12 protein-coding genes and 2 pseudogenes are annotated in these 19595 nt (G+C 66.6%); 13 read left to right on the top strand and 1 reads right to left on the bottom strand.

Annotation, left to right across the window (positions count from 1 at the left end):
* Nucleotides 1-245 precede the first annotated feature (245 nt).
* A pseudogene (locus AzCIB_RS22175) lies at nt 246-1375 on the bottom strand (ISAs1 family transposase).
* A 251-nt stretch (nt 1376-1626) separates the two neighbouring features.
* Between AzCIB_RS22175 and AzCIB_RS23965 the strand changes: the two are divergent.
* The 13 genes and pseudogenes from AzCIB_RS23965 to AzCIB_RS22115 form a co-directional block, all read left to right on the top strand.
* Nucleotides 1627-1863 (top strand): annotated as a pseudogene (locus AzCIB_RS23965) (transposase); the annotation flags it as partial.
* An 89-nt stretch (nt 1864-1952) separates the two neighbouring features.
* Complete coding sequence (locus tag AzCIB_RS22170; RefSeq protein ID WP_050417886.1) at nt 1953-2579, top strand: TetR/AcrR family transcriptional regulator; 627 nt, start codon at nt 1953-1955, stop codon at nt 2577-2579.
* 89 nt (nt 2580-2668) lie between these two features.
* Nucleotides 2669-3529 (top strand): DUF2934 domain-containing protein, encoded by an 861-nt coding sequence (locus tag AzCIB_RS22165; RefSeq protein ID WP_083447102.1) that lies wholly within the window; start codon nt 2669-2671, stop codon nt 3527-3529.
* Entirely contained in the window at nt 3529-5199 is a 1671-nt protein-coding gene (locus tag AzCIB_RS22160; protein WP_050417885.1) for an ABC1 kinase family protein, read from the top strand. The genes AzCIB_RS22165 and AzCIB_RS22160 overlap by 1 nt, the downstream gene beginning before the upstream one ends.
* A gap of 2 nt (nt 5200-5201) precedes the next feature.
* Complete coding sequence (locus AzCIB_RS22155) at nt 5202-6149, top strand: patatin-like phospholipase family protein (protein WP_050417884.1); 948 nt, start codon at nt 5202-5204, stop codon at nt 6147-6149.
* The gene (locus AzCIB_RS22150; RefSeq protein WP_050417883.1) at nt 6142-6921 is read left to right on the top strand and encodes a polyprenyl synthetase family protein; all 780 of its coding nucleotides are present in this window, start codon (nt 6142-6144) and stop codon (nt 6919-6921) included. Before AzCIB_RS22155 ends, AzCIB_RS22150 begins: the two co-directional genes overlap by 8 nt.
* Before the next feature lie 2 nt (nt 6922-6923).
* A complete protein-coding gene (locus AzCIB_RS22145) occupies nt 6924-9452 on the top strand; it encodes an MGDG synthase family glycosyltransferase (protein WP_232299292.1) in 2529 nt (842 codons plus the stop codon).
* A 266-nt stretch (nt 9453-9718) separates the two neighbouring features.
* Nucleotides 9719-10798 (top strand): efflux RND transporter periplasmic adaptor subunit, encoded by a 1080-nt coding sequence (locus tag AzCIB_RS22140; protein ID WP_050417882.1) that lies wholly within the window; start codon nt 9719-9721, stop codon nt 10796-10798.
* Nucleotides 10798-14079: an efflux RND transporter permease subunit gene (locus tag AzCIB_RS22135; RefSeq protein WP_050417881.1), complete on the top strand. Its 3282-nt coding sequence runs from the start codon at nt 10798-10800 to the stop codon at nt 14077-14079. The genes AzCIB_RS22140 and AzCIB_RS22135 overlap by 1 nt, the downstream gene beginning before the upstream one ends.
* Nucleotides 14076-15380 (top strand): TolC family protein, encoded by a 1305-nt coding sequence (locus AzCIB_RS22130; RefSeq protein ID WP_050417880.1) that lies wholly within the window; start codon nt 14076-14078, stop codon nt 15378-15380. Before AzCIB_RS22135 ends, AzCIB_RS22130 begins: the two co-directional genes overlap by 4 nt.
* Nucleotides 15381-15393: 13 nt before the next feature.
* Nucleotides 15394-16503 (top strand): HlyD family secretion protein, encoded by a 1110-nt coding sequence (locus AzCIB_RS22125; protein ID WP_050417879.1) that lies wholly within the window; start codon nt 15394-15396, stop codon nt 16501-16503.
* Nucleotides 16482-18443 (top strand): ATP-binding cassette domain-containing protein, encoded by a 1962-nt coding sequence (locus tag AzCIB_RS22120; RefSeq protein WP_050417878.1) that lies wholly within the window; start codon nt 16482-16484, stop codon nt 18441-18443. Before AzCIB_RS22125 ends, AzCIB_RS22120 begins: the two co-directional genes overlap by 22 nt.
* On the top strand, nt 18440-19594 hold the full coding sequence (locus tag AzCIB_RS22115) for an ABC transporter permease (RefSeq protein WP_050417877.1): 1155 nt from the start codon (nt 18440-18442) through the stop codon (nt 19592-19594). The genes AzCIB_RS22120 and AzCIB_RS22115 overlap by 4 nt, the downstream gene beginning before the upstream one ends.
* The last annotated feature ends 1 nt before the right edge of the window (nt 19595 follow it).

Raw genomic sequence — 19595 nt, 5'->3', positions numbered from 1 at the left:
GGTCACCACGATGATACAGCCGCCAGTGACGCATGGTCTCCCGCATCGCTTTCGCCGCTCTGTCACTCACGGCAGGAGAGAAACTGACAAAGAGCCCGCCCCTGCAAGCCGACTTCGAGGGGCCTCCCCTCATCTTTGGTAAAGCATCGCTTCCACCTCGTCATTGGCGGTTGCGTTCGTAGCACACGATGCCCTGGTACTTGGCAATGAGCACCTGTTCGCCCAGGGCAATCGCATGAATGCGGCTACTCCAGACCGAAGAGGTGAGCGCGGTATTCGTCGGATGTTGCGGCAATAAGCCTGCGCAGCTTGATTCCGCCTTTGCGGGGGATGGGATCGAGGCGAATGAGGTTCAGCGTGATGTGCTTGAGCACAGCCAAGTTGTGAGCGGCGTGGCCCGTGCGGGCGCGCATCTGGTCGTCGCCGAAGACGACGTCCATGCACCAGTGCAGACGGTTCTCGACGGCCCAGTGCGAGCGGACGGCGTGGGCTAGGCGCTGCGCATCGGGCGGCAGGCTGCTGATGTAGCAGCGCCGCTCGGAGGTGGTCTTGCCTTTGATCGTGCGCTCGGATTCGATGACGACGAAGGATTTGAGATCAGGCCACTGTGCCGGATTGTGCAGGCAGTCGAGCTGATCGAAGGCAAAGCAGCGGCGATGCTCGATGCGTCCGTGGTTCTTGTCGATGTCCTGGTAGAAACTGTGGGGCGTCTTGGCAGGCGCAGTTGCCTTGAACTGGGTAAAAAAATCGCCGATCGCCTCGGCGAGCGTCGGATGGTTGTCCTTGACCGCCAGGACATAGTCGGCGTTCTTGTTGCGAATTGCCTGCGCAATGTTGGCCTGCGTGCCCATCGCATCGATCGTCACGATACAGCCTTCGAGGGCCAGCGTTTGCAGCAGCGTCGGAATCGCCATCTTCTCGTTGGATTTTTGCGCCGTGGCCGTCTGCCCCAGCACCAGCCCTGCACCGGCCGCAAAGGCGCTCACCAAATGCAACGCGGTCGCATCGACCTTGCCCGTGCGCCGACTGGTCTTGCCGTCGATGGCGACCACCGCATCAGGCCCCAGTGCGGGCAGGATGCTGCTGACCCAGCGCCGGAAGGCGGCTTCGAATTCGCTCGGATCGATCAGCCCGAACAGCCGGCCAAACGTGTCATGCGACGGAATGCCGTGTTCGAGCTTCAGGTAACGCCGAAACCACGCGAGCTTCTCGTTTGCCCACCCTTCGATCTCGACGAAGGTATCGGCTCCGGCAAGGACGCCATTGACCGCCACTACCAGCACCTCCACCAGATCGTGCGCGTCTTCCTCGCCTGACGCGGGTCGCTGATCGACACAAACACGTCCGCCAACCGCAACCGGCCTTCCGTCTCCATGAGTCGCCCCAAAAAGACAGAAAACTACACAAAACAAACGCTTGTGAACAGCCCCTTCGTAACATCATGATTGTCAACGACAATTCTCACGGGGCGCCACCGCGGATTCATGCGATTGCCCTGCCTGTTCGCCGGGCTCGGCGCGGGATGCCAACGTCCATAGTCCATAGTGTCCACCATCGAACTTGGTGGACACGATCTTCAGCGGATGACCGCGCCATGGGACAGGTGAGTTTTCCGGGCGCTTACGCTATGTCGGCCAGCCATTCGCTCATGCCGTTGAGGAATGGCTTGGCGCTGAAGTCCAAATCGCCAAGCACAGCGAGTTGCATTCCTTTGCCGTCATGCCTCAGCTATGGGTCGTCGAGCGGTCATTCGCCTGGATCGAGAAATGCCGCCGCCACTGGAAAAACTGCGAGCGGAAACTCAACACCAGCTTGCAGTTCGTCCACTTGGCCTTCATCGCACTACTGCTCAAAGGATTGTGAACAGGTTCTCAGTAGGCTGGATGGTGCAAACCACATCTGACAGCGATATACTGATCGTTCGTTAAGTTTATCGGAAGGGCCACCAATCTATGATCCGCCAGCCGATTAGGATCATTCGCAAGCGAAAAACGCGGGAAGAGATTCTTGAGCTATCGACGCCTTTGTTTGCGCGGCACGGTTATGACGGCGTCTCGATGCGCGATATCGCTGCCGCCGTCGGCCTCACCCAGGCGGCGCTTTACTACCACTTCGCCGACAAGAACCAGCTCTATCTCGATACAGTGGCCTACGAATTCCGGGAAAGAGTGGCCGCACTGAAAGACATGCTGGCCGGCAACGGCACCCCATGGAAACGGCTTGAATGCTTTGTTGCGGGGCTCGCCCGGATGATGGCCTCGGACAAGGACTTTCTGCGGCTGGTGCAGTGGGTACTGCTGGACACCAACGAGGCGCGTCAGAGTACCTTGGCCAAACAGGTATTCAGGGACATGTTCGTTGCCGTCCACGATCTCGCCAGCGAGTTGGACCCACATGTGGATGCCCACCTGCTCGCGATGTCGATCTTTGGCCTGGTGATCTTCCATTTCCAAGCCGGTGCAACCCGTAAGTTCATGCCAGGACGCCGGCCCCAGCAGGACAACCCCGAGGTATTGGCACGCCACGTATGCGATCTGCTGCGAGGGAGGCTGGCCTCAGCCGATGGGGAGGCACGCTGAGGATGGGGCGCCTGGACAAGCTCATACCGATACCCGGCCCCGCACACGCCGGATTTTCCACACTCTCACTTTGAAAAGGAGCAGCGACCATGGCCAAATCCACTTCCACTTCGAATGCGGCGCAGGAATCCGTTGCGGAGAAGAATCCGCCCGTCACCGCCGAGGAACGCTATCGAATGATCGCGGAGGCCGCCTATTTTCGCGCGGAAAAGAGCGGCTTTGTGGGCGGCAACGTGGCAGAGGACTGGCTGGAGGCCGAGGCCGAGATCGACCGGATGCTCAAGGAGCAGGGACGTCTTCCCTCCATGACGCCAGAGGAACTCGAGCAACGCGTACAAGGCGCACTTGCCACCGACCCGGCCGCGGTCGCCTCTCAGGTGCGTGCGATCACGCTCGATGCTCTCACGCGCGGGCATCTTGATGCCGATGCACTCAAACGCGTGACGGCGGCCGTGGTCAGAGGCGCCCGCGAAGGCGCCGTGCCGCTCGGGGAACGCGGCGGACAAGCGCTGAAAGAGGCGATGCGCGGTCTGGACGAGGCGCTGGCCGGCGCAGCGGAGGCCGCACAATTGGCCATTCAGGAGGCCACGGGTCGCACCAGTGAGTTCTCCCGGCAGGGGCTGAAGCAGGCGGCGGACGAACTGGCCACGCTGCAGACGCTGTTCATCGAAACGCTGCAGGACGCAGCGCGCGATACCCGGGGCACTGTCCAGGCCACCTTCACCGAGCTTGCCGAACATGCCCGCAGCAGTGGCTCGGCCGTCGGCCAACGTACCCGGATCGCGCTCGAGCAACTGACCCAGGCCGTTACGGCAGGTGCGCGCGAACAGGCCAAGAAAGGGGCGGAGGTCGTGCGCCATGAAGCCGCGCTGCTGGCCGGTCTGGCCGCCGGCCTGCTCCAAGGCATCGCTGCCCGCCTGGAATCGAAAGAGACCGGCAAGGACGTTTGATGCTATGGCAAGCGATCGGCGCCGTCTGCGACCTGGGCCGCCTGCATGACATCGCCTCAGTCCTGATCCGCTACGGCTTCGGCGATCTGGTGCGGCGGATCGGCATGGCGGGCGCCCTGGAACGTGCCGGCCGCGCCCTGCACTGGCACGAACCGGAGGAACTGGCGCGGCTGGAGCCGCCGGCCCGCTTGCGCCGGGCGCTGGAGGAGCTGGGGCCGAGCTTCGTCAAGCTGGGGCAGATCCTCGCCACCCGCGTAGATCTGTTCCCGCCGGAATGGATCGCCGAGTTCAGCAAGCTGCAGGACGCGGCGCCCGCCATCCCTTTCGCCGAGCTGCTGCCGCAACTGACGGAGGACCTGGGCGAGCCGCCCGAGGCCATCTTTCCGCGCCTGGAGATGCAGGCGCTTGCGGCGGCCTCGCTGGCCCAGGTGCATCGCGCCTGGCTTGCTGACGGCACGGCGGTCATCCTCAAGGTGCGGCGCCCCGGCATCCGGCCGATCGTGGAGGCTGACCTGCGCCTGCTGGCCCGTCTCGCCGAGATCGTCGAGGCGGAAGCGCCCGAGTTGCGCCGCTACCGGCCGCGGGAGGTGGTGCGCCATTTCACCCTGTCGCTGCGCCGCGAACTGGATTTTTCCGCCGAGGGCCGCAGCGCCGAGCGCATCGCCGCCCACTTCGCGGATCACCCCGAGATCGTCGTTCCCCGCATCCACTGGCCGTGGACCGGCGGGCGGCTCAATGTGCAGGACTATGTCGATGGCATTGCCGGCCGCGACCTGGCCGCCGTGGACGCGGCCGGCCTCGACCGCAGGCTGCTGGCCCGTCGCGGTGCCCGGGCCGTGCTCAAGATGATGCTCGAAGATGGCTTCTTCCACGCCGACCCGCATCCCGGTAACGTTTTCTACCTGCCGGACAACCGCATCGCCTTCATTGACTTCGGCATGGTCGGGCGCCTTTCCGAGGAGCGCCGCTATCAGCTGGCCGTGCTGTTGCACGGTCTCGTCAGCCACGATGCGGAGAAGGTGGCCGAAGTGCTGCTGGACTGGAGCGGCGGCGCCGAGATCGACAGCGAGACCTTGCAGCCCGAGATCGACGCCTTCGCCGACCAGTATCACGGCGTGCCGCTCAAGAACCTCGATCTGGGCGCCATGCTCTCCGACCTGGTCGCCATCCTGCGCGAGCACGGCCTCACCCTGCCGCCCGACCTGGCGCTGCTGATCAAGGCCTTCATCGCCCTGGAGGGACTGGGGCGCCAGCTCGACCCCGACTTCGACATGGCGGGCGAGGCTACGCCGTTTCTCGAACGGGTGCTGCTCGCCCACGCCGCGCCCGGCGCCCTGGTCTGGCGCGGCTGGCGCGCCTTGCGCGACACGCTTGCCCTCGTCGCCGGGCTGCCGCAAGACCTGCGCCAGCTCCTGCGCGCCGCGCGGCGCGGCAAGCTCCTGGTGCAAGTCGAGGTCCTGCCCCTCAAGCATTTCGGCGACCGTCTCGACCGCGCCGCCAGCCGCCTGGCGATCAGCGTCGTCACCGCCGCCCTGATCATCGGCTCGGCCATCGTCATGACCGTCGAGCGCGAGCCCGGCCTGCCATCTTTCGGCTTGCTCGGCTTCATCGCCGCCGTCATCGGCGGCATCTGGGTGCTGTTCTCCATCTGGCGTGGCGGCAAGGGCTAGAGATGGCGAAACCCGCACCCGAAACCGTTCCCAATCCGCCCGCGCGCAAGGTCGGCCTGGCGCTGGGCAGCGGTTCAGCGCGCGGGCTGGCGCACATCGGCGTGCTGCGCGCCATCGAGGAGGCCGGGATCAAGGTCGATCTGGTCGCCGGCACCAGCATAGGCGCGGTGGTGGGCGCGGTATATGCCGCCGGCAAGATCGGGGGCTTGGCCGATCGTTTTCGCGCCTTCGATTGGCGCCAGATCGCCGGTCTGCTCGACCCCGTTCTCCCCCGCTCGGGCCTGATCGACGGGCAAAGAATCGCGGACTTCGTGCGCGCCCATGTGGCAGCGGCAAACATCGAGGACCTGCCGATTCCCTTCCGCGCCGTGGCCACCTGCATCATGAGCGGCGAGGAGGTGGCGTGCGCCTCGGGCGACCTGATCGATGCGGTGCGTGCCAGCATCTCGGTGCCCGGCATCTTCACGCCGGTGCGCAGCAATGGCCGCATTCTCGTCGACGGCGGTCTGGTCAACCCGGTGCCGGTGAGCGTGGTGCGTGCCATGGGCGCTGGCCTGGTCATCGCCGTCGACCTCAACCACGACATCGTGGCGAGCCGGGTATCCCGCCAAGATTCGAACTCACAGGGAACATTCCATACCCAGGCCATGGCGCGCCTGATGGCAAGCCTGCGAACAAACCCCGGCTTGGCCCAGTTCGAAGCCTGGCTGCACAAGGAGCCGGAACCGCTGCCGGGCATCTTCGACGTGCTGCTGAGCTCGATCTACATCATGCAGGCGCGCATGACCCAGGCCAGCCTGCGGCAGGACAAGTCGGACATCCTCATCCGCCCGCCGCTGGGCGCGGTGCGTTTCATGGAGTTCGACCGCGCCGAGGAAATCATCGAGATCGGCTACCGCAGCGCGGCGCAGCAATTGGCCCGCTGGGCAGGAGCGCCCACTGATGACTGACAGGCATCCCATGAACTTCCCCGAGGCTGTGATGACGGGCGTCCGCGCCGCCATTACAGGCGCCCTGACCTGCGAGGCCGCCCCCGTCCAGCTTGCCTTGCGCCTGTTGCTGTCAGGCCAGCAGATTCCGATCCGGGCGCTGGTGACCAGCAGCTTCCATCCCGGGCAGGCGGGCATCGATGCCGGCACGGCCCTGGACCTGATCCATCTCAGCCTGCAGCAATTGCATGCCCACGTCGATGCGGCGAGCGGCCCATCCGCGCATCTCGGCAACGCCGCCACCGTGCTGGCGGGCGACTACTTGACCACCGGGGCCTTCCGCCTGCTGGTGCGCTGCGCTGACCTGCAAGTCCTCGCCCTGGTTTCTAATGCGGTCAACCGTGCCGCGGAATTGGAGGCCGCCAATCTGAGCCCGGCGCGAGATGGCGTCGATGACCCGACGCAGCGGGTGCGAACCCGTCAACGGTTGGCGGCGCCGCTGGGCGGGGCGGCCGGTGCCACAGGGGCTGCGCTCGCGGGCTACCCGGAACCGCTCGCCGGCGTCGCTCGGCGCTACGGCGAAACCCTCGTGGCGAGCCACGTGTTGCTGCAAGAAGCCAATGCCATGGAGCGCTGCGAGGCACGCACCGCCCTCCTGTGCGCCGCGCGCGACCTGTGCCGTCAGGCGACGCAGGAGGCGCGCACCCTTGCGACGGCCACAGGGAACGGCCGTCCACTCGAACTGGCTGAACGGATCGCTGCCAGCATCGAGGCTGGAGGCAGTGAAAAGTAATCATGAATTTAATGAGCCCCAACCCTCAGCCGGCCCGCGTGACAAGCCAGCAGGGAATGAAAATGGACGCGTCCTTGCCACCGAAGAAGATCGTCATTTTCTATTCGTCGATCGGCTACGGGCACATCAGCGCTGCTCAAGCCATAAGGGCTGAAATACATCGACAATCCCGGCGCACCGAGGTGGTTCTACAGGACATTCGCGCCTTCATGCACCCGGTTTGGCGGAGAGTCGACGAACGCCTGTACTGGTTCGTCGCCAGCAACTTGCCCGAGTGCTTCGAGAGCCTGTTCGACGCGACGCAAACCGGAGGCAACCGCATTCCCTCGCTGTCGATGCTGCCCACTGACTACCCTGAGGGGAAAGTTAACGCCTACCTGACCCAAGAGGCGCCGGACGTCATCCTGTCGACCCACTACGGCGCCGCCCAGGTGCTGGGAACGCTGCGCGAAAAGGGGTTCCTGGCCAATCGAAGAATCGGATGGCTGCATACGGACTTTTTCGAGGGCTACTTTCCACGTATCTCCAAGCTGATTGATCGCACCTTTCTGGCGCACCCGGAACTGGAATCGCGCTGGCTGGCGGCAGGCGTGCCACCGGACAAGGTAATCACCAGCGGGATGCCGGTGCAGTTTGAGGCGGTGTCCGCAGTCGCTCGCCAGGACATCCGCGCGCGTATCGGGTTATCGCCGGACATTCCCACCCTGACGCTCGCGGGCGGCAAGGAAGGCCAGGGGGACTATGCGGGCATCATCGACGGCGTGATGCGTCATGTTCCCGGCAGCCTGCAGATCATCGCCGCCTGTGGCGCGAATGCGCGCCTGCGCGCCAGGCTGGAGGAGCTGCGCGGAAGCCTGCCGTCGCGGCTAACACTGAAGGTCGTGGGACTGGTGCCACGATCCGACATGACTGCGTACATGGGTGCCGCCGACGTCCTGATCACCAAGGCGGGAGGACTGACGCCGGCGGAAGCGTTCACGATCGGCGTGCCGACTATCCTCCTCGATGTCATCAGCGGCCACGAGCGCGAGAACGCCGCCCTGTTCGTGCGCCAAGGGCTGGCCAGTTTTGCTGGCAATGCGGAAGACGCGGGAAGACTGGTCGAGGAAATCCTCTCCGATCCGGTCCGACGGGAAGAAATCCTCACCGCCCAACGGCAGTACAGAGAGCGGACGAACATCGTCAGCATCGCCCGGTTCGCACTGGACGACGCGGAGGATCCCGTACATCCATTGCCGACTTACGGGGTCGAAGATGGCGCGCCGGTGCTCGGTATCGACGCAGCGCTCGCACGACTCGACGCCGAGTCACCGGCCGAGGTCGAGTTGCTGCTTTCCTACGCGACCTCGCAGACGCCGGAGCGGCTCGTCCGCGAAAATCCGTTCGGACACCTTGCCATCCGTATCGAGGGCGTCGTTTATAGCGCGAACTACATCGCGGACCCTTCCGTCGATCCAAATTTTCTCCAGCACGTGAGCCTTGCGGACTATTTGTACGGTGTCACTCGTCCGTCCCCATCGCAAGTTCATACCAACACCTATGGCATGGCCTACGGCCGCGAGACGCTCGGTTTGCGCGTCCGGGGCGTTCCCCCCGAAAGCCGCGCCGCGATGGTGGCCGAGGCGCGCCGCCAGGAAGGCGCGTTCCGGGATGGCAGCCTGCAATGGCACCGGAGCGATTTCAATTGCGCGGACGTCGTGGCGCAGATGCTTGCGGCCGGTGGCTATGGCCGCCGCTCCCTCGGCAACCGGATAGGGCTGCCGAGCATGCCTTTGGACGTGTTCGAGGGCATCCGAGCACGGTTCGAAGAAGACCCGTCGTTGCAGGAGGAATTGATCGCCTACCGTTTGCTGCCTGGAACTCAGGCGCCTTATCGCTTTTCCCGTTTTCCGCTCTCGATGTGGCAGCCATTGCGCTCGATGGCGCGCGTGCTCAGCGACGCGTCTCGCGACGAGCTTGAGCAGGCAACAACCCGACAGGTCACTGGGTATTTCAGCGATTCCCGGCTTTATGTCGAGGACTTGCGGGCCTGCCGGTCGGCATCGGGAACCGAGGATATCCCGCTTGTCGAGCGTCCTCCCCTGGCACTGGAGGAGGCGATCCTCGCCGACTTGCGGCGTGTGCTCGCGGTGTACTTGGAACTTCCGTTCCAGCGGATCGGGCGCTTGGAGGGTCGCCCTGCCATCAAGGGGTTTGACGCGCTCGTCAATCGGGGACTCGAACTCGCCCGGCTGGCGACGGAGCATGCCGAAGACGGTCTGCTCCGTCTTCGCGCGGACCGGCTGCGCGCGCTATTCAACCGGCTCGTGGAAGACTACGGGCAGATCGACCCGCAGCGCTTCGAATTGCGTCACGTCCAGGTCTACTTGGCGCAGCTACGGGCGTTCGAGTCGGTGCTGGGACGGGAGCTGTTGCCCCCGGGCGCTTCGTGGACCGACAGAGTGCGGACATCGCTGCATGTTTGGTGGCGTCAAAAGGTGGTGTTTGCTCGCCGCGTTGCCCAGGTGTATTTCCGCAAAAGAGAGAAGTAACTTGCCTTCACCACGCCCCCATTCAATGTGGCTCTCGCACGTTCTGTCCGGCGCTCTTCTGTCTTTCGGCAGCACACCGGCATTCGGTGCCGATCAGCTCGGCAAACAGTTTCAGATGCGGATGCCCCAGCCGGAGCGCGCTGCCTACGAGGCCGCTCCGCACCGGCCGCCGCAACACTCGCGGCACCGACAAGGCCGCGTCCGCAGAATGGCTGGCCCGCGTCCTGCTAATCACCATTTAAAGTCCAATCGGAAAAACCCGCCCCATGAAAAGAAAAAACCTGCTCACACACATGGCGCCGCTGGCGCTCTACGCTCTCTTGACCGGATGCGGTAAAGCGCCGGAGGCCCCGACTCAAATCGACGCCAAGACCTGGAATCTTCCGGTCATGACGGCGACCGCCAGTGCACCGGTCGAGTACACTACGGTCGGCTCGGTGGTGTCCGATCAGCGCGTCGAGGTCGCCTCGCGGCTGAGCGGTTATATCCGCGAGATCCGGGTGCAGGAGGGTGAACGGGTGCGGCGCGGCCAGGTGCTTGCCCGCCTCGATGCCGCGGACGTGGAAGGCGGCATCCGCCAAACGCGCGCGGCCCAAGGCGCAGCCGAGGCCGCCTTCCGGGATGCGCAGACCGACCGCGAGCGATTCGAGCGCCTGTTCGAACGCGGCAGCGTCTCGGAAAACGAGATGCGCAAGGTGCGCCTGAAGTTTGACGCCGCCCGCGAGGTCCTGAACCAGGCGCGCGCCGGTCTCGACACGGCGCTGGCCCAGCGCGCCTATGCCGAAATCGTCAGCCCCGTGGCCGGCACGGTGGTGGCCCGCCTGAAACGGGCCGGCGATCTCGCTGTGCCCGGCATGCCGTTGTTGACCGTGGAGTCGGGGCGTGGCCTGCTGTTCGAGACCTTCGTGGCGGAAGGCCAGGTCGCCGCCATGGGCGAGGGCAAGCCGGCGGTGGTCAGCCTTGACCGCCTGCCCACGCCCTTGGAAGGCACGGTGACCCGGGTGGTTCCCTCCGGCGATCCTGTTACTCGCAGCTACCAGGTCAAGATCGCGCTGCCAGAGACGGTAGGGCTGATGCCGGGGATGTTCGGCCGCGCAGTCTTCACGGTCGGGGAAAGCCCCTCGCCGGTGGTGCCGCGGCGGGCGCTGGCCGAGCGCGGCGGGCTCACCGGCGTTTTCGTGCTGGACGGCGAGGGCCGGGCGCTGTTCCGCTGGCTGCGCACCGGCCGCGAATGGCCCGACCGGGTCGAGGTGAGCGCCGGTCTGGCAGCCGACGAGCGCTTGGTGGCAGCGGTCGAGCCCGCCCTGCGCGACGGCGACCGCGTCATGCCGGCGGAGGCGCCGTGATGACCGACCGCAGACTCAACAGCGCCGGACGCCTGGCCGAGATATTCGTTTCCTCCAAACTGACCGTGCTGTTCATGCTCGCCTGTGCGCTGCTGGGCCTGCTGGCAATGGCGCTCACCCCGCGCGAGGAAAACCCGCAGATCGTGGTGCCCGGCGCCGAGGTGCGGGTGGCCCTGCCCGGCGCCTCCCCCGAAGAGGTGGAGGAACTAGTGATCCGGCCACTGGAGGGTATCGTCAAGCAGATCCCGGGGGTGGACCACACCTACGCCACGGCAATGAACTCGCTGGGCGTGCTGATGGTGCAGTTCAAGGTAGGGGAGAACAAGGAGAAATCCCTGGTCAAGCTCTACGACCGCGTGCTCGGCCAGCGCGACCGCCTGCCCCTCGGGGCGATGGAGCCGCTCATCCGCAGTGTGGACGTAGACGACGTGCCCATCGTCACGGTCACTCTGGCCTCGGAGCGCTATGACGACTATGCGCTGAAGCGGCTGGCCGACCGCATGCTGGAGGGGCTGCGCAGCCTGGAGGCGGTATCCACCACTTTCGTGCAGGGTGGCCGCGACCGGGAGATGCGCATCGAACTAGACCCGCAGCGCCTGCAGTCCTTTGGCGTGACGCTGGACCAGGTGCGCGCCTTCCTGAGCGCGGGCAACGTCGCCGCTCCCCTGGGCACGGTGGTGCAGCAGGGCGAGAACCGCCAGGTGTACCTGGACGGCTTCCTCGCCTCGGCGGAGGAGCTCGGGCGCCTGATCGTCGGCAACCACGCCGGCCGCCCCATCTACCTGGGCGAGGTGGCGCGCGTCGTCGACGGCCCCCCCGAAGAGCGGGATAAACTGAGCCGCATGGCCTTCGGTCCGGCCGATGCGCGCTTCGGCAAGGTGCAGCAGGCGGAGATGCCGGCGGTGACACTGGCTGTGGCCAAGAAGGCCGGCACCAATGCCGTGGTCGTTGCTGATGAGGTGCTCGCCCGCATCGAGCGGATGCGGGTGCAATTCGTACCGGCCGACGTCGAGCTCGTGGTGACCCGCAACGACGGCCAGAAGGCGGACGCCGCCGTCAACGGCCTGATCGAGCACCTGGGCATCGCCGTGCTGGCCGTGTTCCTGGTGACCGCCGTCTTCCTGGGGCTGAAGGAGGCGCTGATCGTGGGCGTGACGGTGCCGCTGATTCTGGCGCTCACCCTGGGCGCGGCCTATTTCGGGAGCCTGACCATCAACCGCGTCTCCCTGTTCGCGCTGATCCTATCGCTCGGGCTGCTGGTCGATGCCGCGATCGTCGTCATCGAGAACATCCACCGCCGCTACGCCCGCCTCGGCCAGGAGGACAAGGCGCGGGCCACGGTGCAGGCGGTCAACGAGATCGGCTCCCCCACCAACCTGGCGACGCTGGCGGTGATGCTGGTGTTCGGCTCGCTGCTGATCGTCTCCGGCATGACGGGGCAGTATTTCTATCCGGTCGCCTTCAACGTCCCCGTCGCCATGGCCGCCTCCCTGCTGGTGGCCTATGCCGTCGTGCCCTGGGCGGCCAACCGCTGGCTCAAACCGGGCGAGGGGCACGACCTGGAAGACCACGACACCGGGGACCGCCTGCACCGCTTCTACCACGCGCTCATGGCGCCCTTGGTGGACCGCCCGCCCAGACGGCGGGGCGTCTTTCTGCTGGCCGCCCTGGCGATCGTGCTCTCCCTGTTCCAGGCCGCCTGGCAGTTCGTGCGCCCGGCGGGTCTGAGCGGGCCGCAGACCTGGTTCGGCGTCGAGATGGCGATGATGCCCAAGGACGACAAGAATACCTTCAACATCACCTTCGACCTGCCGGAGACCACCCCGGTAGAAACCACCGATCGCCTCGCCCGTGAGATCGGTGCCCTGTTGCGCCAGAACCCCGACGTGAGCGATTACCAGAGCTGGATCGGCCAGGCCGGTGTGATCGACTTCAATGGCCTGCTGCGCGGCGCCGGCAGCAAGCAGGGACCGCATGTGGGGGAAGTCCGCGTCAACCTCCGGGACAAAACGGCGCGCGACAAGACCTCAATCGATATCGTTCGCGAGCTGCGTCCCGCGGTGCAGGCCATCGCCGCGCGCTTCCCCGGCAGTACCGTGCAGCTGGTGGAAGACCCGCCGGGGCCGCCGGTGCGCGCCACGGTGCTGGCCGAAATCTACGGCACCGACCCGCAGCAACTGCGCGCGCTCTCCGGGCAGGTCAAAGCGGCCTTCGGGCAAACCTACGACATGGTCGAAGTCACCGACACCGAGGTCGAGGATGTGTACCAACACCGCCTGACCGTCGACCGGGAAAAGGCCGCGCTCTCCGGGCTGACCGTCGCCGAGGTGGCCGTCGCGCTGCGCCGCTTGATCGACGGCGAGGCATTGGGGCGCGCCCATGTTCAAGGCGAAAAGAACCCCGTGCCCATCCGCTTGCAAATCCCGCGCAGCCACCAAATCGACCCCGAACTGCTGACACGGGTGTCGCTGACCAATCGGCAGGGCCAGCGGGTGCCGTTGTCGGAACTGGTGCAGGTGGCGCCCGCCCGGGCCGACCGGCCCATCCTGCACAAGGATGGCGAGCGCGTCACCTTCGTGGGCGGCGAGCTCGAATCCACCGCCCCCGTCTACGCGGTGCTCGATCTCGACCGGCGCCTGGACGGCCTGGCGCTGGCCGACGGCAGCCGCCTTGTGACCGGCAACCTGCGCTTCAAGCCGGTGGCGCCCGACACCCTGGACGGCCCCCGCCTGCTCTGGGATGGCGAACTGCGCATGACGCTCGATACCTACCGCGACATGCTGGGTGCCCTGGGGCTGGCGATCACCTTCATCTTCCTGGTGCTGGTGGCCTATTACCAGTCCTTCAGCCTGCCGCTGGTCGCTATGGCGGCGATCCCCCTGGGGCTGGCCGGTGTCTTTCCGGGACACTGGCTCATGGGGCAGCCGTTCAACGCCACCTCCATGATCGGCATCATCGCCCTGGCCGGCGTGGTGGTGCGCAACTCGCTGCTCATCATCGACTTCGTGCTCGACTACCGGCGCCAGGGCATGGACCTGCGCGAAGCCATCCTCGAAGCCGGTGCGGTGCGCCTGCGTCCCATCCTGCTGACGGCGCTGGCCATCGTCCTGGGCAGCGCCGTGATGCTCGCCGACCCGGTGTTCGGCGGCCTGGCCATCTCGCTGATCTTCGGCACGCTGGTCTCCACCGTGCTCACCCTGATCGTCGTGCCCCTGCTGCTCTATCTGCTGCTGCGCCACAAACAGCGCAAAGAAGCGGCCACAAAAGAAGGAACAACATGAATTCCGCTCATCACCCAAAAAGACTCCGCGGCCTGCTGCCGCTGGCAGGCCTGGCCGCCGCGCTGCTCGCGGGCAACGCCGCTGCCGAATCCCTGCCGCAGGCATGGGACACCGCCCTGGGCGTGGACCGCGGCCTGAAGGCGGCGCGCGAAAACACCGGCGCCGCCGAGAGCCTGCTGGAGGCTGCCCGATCCAGCAGCCTGCCCAGCGTGAGTCTGGAGGCAGGCTATATCGCCCTCGACAAGACGCCGGCGTTCAGGGCCGACCTGCTCGGCCAGTCGCTGCAGATGCCGATGGCCCAGCAAGACAGCGCCGCCTACAAGGCCATGGCGACCCTGCCGCTCTACACCGGGGGCCGCATCGAGCGCGGCATCGATGCGGCGGCGGCGGGCCTGGAGGCGGCGAGGCTGGGCGAGACGGCCGACGTGCAGAACCTCAAGCTGCGCGTGGCCGATGCCTACGTCAACGGGCTGCGCGCCGGCCGGATGCTGAAGGTCGCCGAAAGCCATGTCGAGAGTCTGTCGGCCCATGCTCGCGATGTGGGAAACCTGCACGAGCAGGGCATGGTGGCCAGGAGCGACCTGCTCTCCGTGCGGGTCGCCCTGGCCGATGCACGGCAAAAGGCCCTGCAGGCGGCCAATGCCCTGGATCTGGCCCGCGCGGCCTACAACCGGCTGCTGGGGCGACCGCTTGACCAGGCCGTCAGCTTGGATGAACTGGCCCCCGATGCGGGTCGGGTACCCTTGGCGCGCTTGACCGAGCGGGCGCTCGTCCAGCGCAGCGAATTGGCCGCGCTGGCCGGACAGATCGAGGCCTTACGCCATCAGGCGGCAGCCGTGCGCGGAGAAAATCGTCCGCAGATTGCGCTGTCCGGCGGCTATGGCTACCAGCAAAACCGCTATCAGGTGCATGAAGGGCAGTGGATGGTCACCCTGGGAGCCCGATGGAACGTGTTCGATGGCGGTGTGGCCGGTCACCGCGCCGGCGCGGTCGAGCGCCAGGCGGCAGCGTTGACGGAGCAGCGCGAGGAGCTCGCCTCGGTGGTCGCCCTGCAGGTGCGCCAGACTTGGCTCGACGTGGAGGAAACGGGAAAGCGCATCGAGGTCACCCGCTCGGCCATCGACCAGGCCGAGGAAAACCTGCGCGTGGTGCGCGACCGCTATGCCAACGGCCTGTCCACCCATACCGAGGTGCTGGACGCCGAAACCCTGCGCGTCAACAGCGAGGCCAATCACGCCGCCGCGCACTATGACGCCGCGCTGGCTGGACTGCGACTGAAGCGTGCCGTGGGCGATCTTTAGAGAGGGAGCCAGCGTGAAGAAAAACATCCCGTCCGTTGGGCTCGTTTCCGGATTGACCGTGCTGGCCCTGCTCGCCGTCGCGGGTTGGTGGTTCTGGCTGCGCACGCCGCCGCTGCCTGATGGACTGATCCAAGCCAACGGCCGTATCGAGGGCGATCACTATGCCGTCGCCGGCAAGATGCCGGGTAAGGTGGCTGATCTCCCTGCCCGCGAAGGGGATAGCACGCAGAAGGGCAAGGTGCTCGCCCGCCTGGACGATGCCCAGGTCCGCGCCAGACTCGATCAGGCCCGCCAGGCGGCAAGCGCCATGGAGGCGCAATGGCGGGCTGCGCAGACGGCGCTCGCAGTCGCGCGCAAGGACCTGCCCCTGGCGATCCAAACCGCCGAGGCCAACCTCGCCCATGCCCGCGCGCAGCTCGCCTCGGCCCACTCCAGCGCGGAGCAGGCGGCGCGGGATGCCGAGCGCTTCCGCAGGCTGGCCGAGGCGGGAACGGTGGATCGGCACCGTTACGAGCAGATGGCGCTGGCCGCCGAGGTTGCGGCCAACCAGGCGCGCTCGGCCGAAGAGGCCGTGCGCGTGGCGGAAAGGCAGCTTGCCCAGGCGCGTCTGGGCGATGAACGGCTGCGCGCCAGGGAGGATGAAGTCAAGGCCCTGGCCGCCCAGCTCGATCAGGCGCGGGCCGCGCTGAAAGAGGCCGAGAGCGTGCTCGCCGATCTCGCCATTGTCGCGCCTGCCGACGGCATCATCACCCAGCGTCTGGTGAATGCGGGCGAGGTGGTCGGCGCGGGTGCGCCGCTTTTCGACATCGTCGATCTCGACCGCCTCTATCTCAAGGCCTATGTGCCGGAGAAGGACATCGGCAAGGTGCGCCTGGGGCTGCCGGCGCGGGTGTACACCGACGCCTTCCCCGACCGGCCGTTCCCCGCCACGGTGCGCTACATCGCCGCGCGGGCGGAGTTCACGCCGAAGGAGGTGCAAACACCGGACGAGCGGGTCAAGCTGGTCTATGCGGTCAAGCTGTATCTGGATGTAAACCCGGAGCACCGCCTCACGCCGGGGCTGCCGGCCGATGCCATCATCCGTTGGCGCGAGGACACCCCATGGGCGAAGCCGCGCCGCTAACGCCCGCGCCGGCCGTCCGGGTGCAGGGTTTCGGCAAGCGCTATCGCCGGCAGGCGGCGGTCGCCGGGGTCGATCTCGAGGTGCGGCGCGGTGAAATCTACGGCCTCATCGGGCCGGACGGCGCCGGCAAGTCCAGCCTCATGAAGGCCGTCGCCGGGGTGCTCGCCTTCGAGGAGGGCTCGATCGAAATGTTCGGCATCCGCATCGATTCGGAGGCGGCGGCCGAGCGGGTGAAGGGCCGGCTCGGCTTCATGCCCCAGGGCCTGGGCCTCAACCTCTATCCCGAGCTGTCGGTGGAAGAAAACATCGACTTTTTCGCCCGCCTGCGCGGCGTGCCGGCCGCAGAGATTGCCGCGCGCAAGGCGAAGCTCCTGGCCATGACGCGGCTCGACCGCTTCACCGGCCGGCCGATGAAACACCTCTCCGGCGGCATGAAGCAGAAGCTCGGCCTCGTCTGCACCCTGATCCACGAGCCGGAGCTCATCGTCCTGGACGAGCCCACCACCGGTGTCGATCCGGTCTCGCGCCGGGATTTCTGGGCCATCCTCGCCGAGCTGTTGCGCGAGAATGGCATCACCGCCCTGATCTCCACCGCCTACATGGACGAGGCCGAGCGCTTCCACCGCCTGTCCCTGATGCACGGCGGGCGCGTGCTTGCGAGCGGCGAACCCGATGCGATCCGGGCCCGGACGCCGGGCAGCGTGGTGGAACTCGAGGCCGAGCCGCAGGTGGAGGCGCTGGACCGCATCCAGGCCAGCCTTGCGCAGGCGGAGTCGGTGGGGCCGCGGCTGCGGGTGTTCGTGGACGACGCGGAGCCCGAAGCCGCCGTCGGCACGGTAGCCGGGCTCCTCAAGGGACTGTCTCTGCGGGACCTGCACGCCACCACGCCCGATCTCGAGGACGCCTTCGTCGCCCTCCTGCGCCGGCAGCGGCTGGTCGAGGAGAGGGCCGTTGCCAAACCTCGGGCCGGCGACGGCGATCCGCCTGGCGACGATGTCGCCATCCTCGCCAAGGATCTGACGCGGGATTTCGACGGCTTCCGTGCCGTGGATCGCGCGAGCTTCACCGTCCATCAGGGCGATATCTTCGGTCTGGTGGGCGCCAACGGTGCCGGCAAGACCACGCTGATCAAGATGCTCACCGGCATTCTGCCGCCCAGCGATGGCGAGGGGCGGGTGGCCGGGGCCGACATGCACTTTGCCGCGCAGGCGATCAAGGCGCGCATCGGCTACACCTCCCAGGCGTTTTCCCTGTATCAGGACCTGAGCGTGCTGGAGAACCTGCGCCTCTATGCCCGCATCTACGGCGTAGCGCGGCACGCGGCTGGCGAGCGCATCGAACAGGTGGCGGAGCTGACCGGGCTTACGGGCCGCGAGCGGCAGCTGGCGGGCCGCCTGCCGCTGGGCATCCGCCAGCGCCTGGCGCTCGCCTGCGCCCTGGTGCATCGGCCGCGCATCCTGTTCCTGGACGAACCCACCTCCGGCGTGGACCCGATCGGCCGGCGCCGCTTCTGGGACATCCTCGTCCATCTCGCCCGCGTGGAGCAGGTCGCCATCCTCATCACCACCCACTACATGAGCGAGGCCGAGCATTGCGACCGCCTGGCCCTGATGCACGCCGGACGGATCGTCGCCGACGACCCGCCCGCGGCATTGAAGCAGGCCCTGCGCGAGGAGGCCGGCGAGCTGCTGGAGGTCGCCACCGACCGGCCGCTGGCCGCCATGGCGCTGCTGGAGCAGGCGGGCTTCGCGGGGGTGGCGCTGTTCGGCCGGCACATCCATCTGTTTGCCCGCGATGCGCACACCGCGACGCGCGAGATTCAGACCATCCTCGCCGGCCGCGGCATCGGGCTCGCCGGCGTGACACCGCGCCCGCCCTCGCTGGAGGATGTGTTCGTCTACCGGATCACGGCCTTGGAACAGGGGGAGCAGCGGCTATGAACCTCGCACGCATCGCGGCGCTGGCCCACAAGGAGTGGCGCGAGATCGTGCGCGACCGCCTGTTTCTCGCGCTGGCCTTCGTGGTGCCCGCTGCGCTGATGCTGGTCTTCGGCTACGGCCTGTCGCTCGACGTGGAGCATATCCCGTTCGCGGTGGTGGACCATGACCGCAGCGCCCTCTCGCGCGACTACACCCACCGCTTCATCGACTCGCGCTACTTCGACTACCGGGGCCATGTGAAGAGCGAACGCGAGCTCGACCCCCTGCTCGCCGACAGCCGCATCCGCTTCGCCATCGTGGTTCCGCCAAAATTCGAGGAGAACCTCATGGCGGGGCGGCCCGCGGCGGTGCAGAGCCTGATCGACGGCACCTTCCCGTTTCGCGCCTCGACCAGCAAGGCCTACGTCATCGCCATCAACGCGGCCTTCAACGGCGAACTGCTGGCCGCCTATATCAGCCGCCGCTTCGGCGTCGCGCCGGAACGGGCGGCGGCGCTCGCCCAGCCGGTGCGGGTGCAGCTGCGCTATCTCTACAACCAGGAGCTCAAGAGCACCTGGTCGATCGCCACGGCGCTGGTCATGCTGGTGCTGATGGTGGCGCCTCCATTCCTCACCGCGCTGGGGGTGGTGCGCGAGAAGGAGAGCGGCTCCATCTACAACATCTATGCCTCCACCGTCACCCGCGGCGAATTCCTGGCCGGCAAGCTCCTGCCCTACGTGGGTATCTCCATCGTCAACAGCCTCATTCTGTGGGCGCTCGCCACCGGTCTGTTCGGCGTGCCGTTCAAGGGCGATCCGCTGTTCTTCTTCCTCTCCTCGGTGATCTATGTCACCTGCACCACGGGCATCGGCCTGCTCGCCTCGCTCATCGTGCGCACCCAGGTGGCGGCGATGATGCTGACCGTAGTCATGACCATCATCCCCTCCGTGCTGTACTCGGGCCTGCTGGTGCCCATCGCCTCCATGGACCCGCAGGGGCAATTCGAGGCGCACCTGTTTCCCGCCATGTATTTCACCGACATCGCCTTGGGCAGCTTCCTCAAGGGGGTGGGCCTGGAACAGCTCTGGGGCAAGGCATTGGCGCTGGCCATTTACGCGGCCGTGCTGTGGCTGATCAGCTTCGCGCTCTTTCACAAAAGACCGCGCACATGAA

This window comes from Azoarcus sp. CIB, assembly GCF_001190925.1.
GTDB lineage: Bacteria > Pseudomonadota > Gammaproteobacteria > Burkholderiales > Rhodocyclaceae > Aromatoleum.
This window is presented reverse-complemented; position numbering and strand designations above follow the sequence as displayed.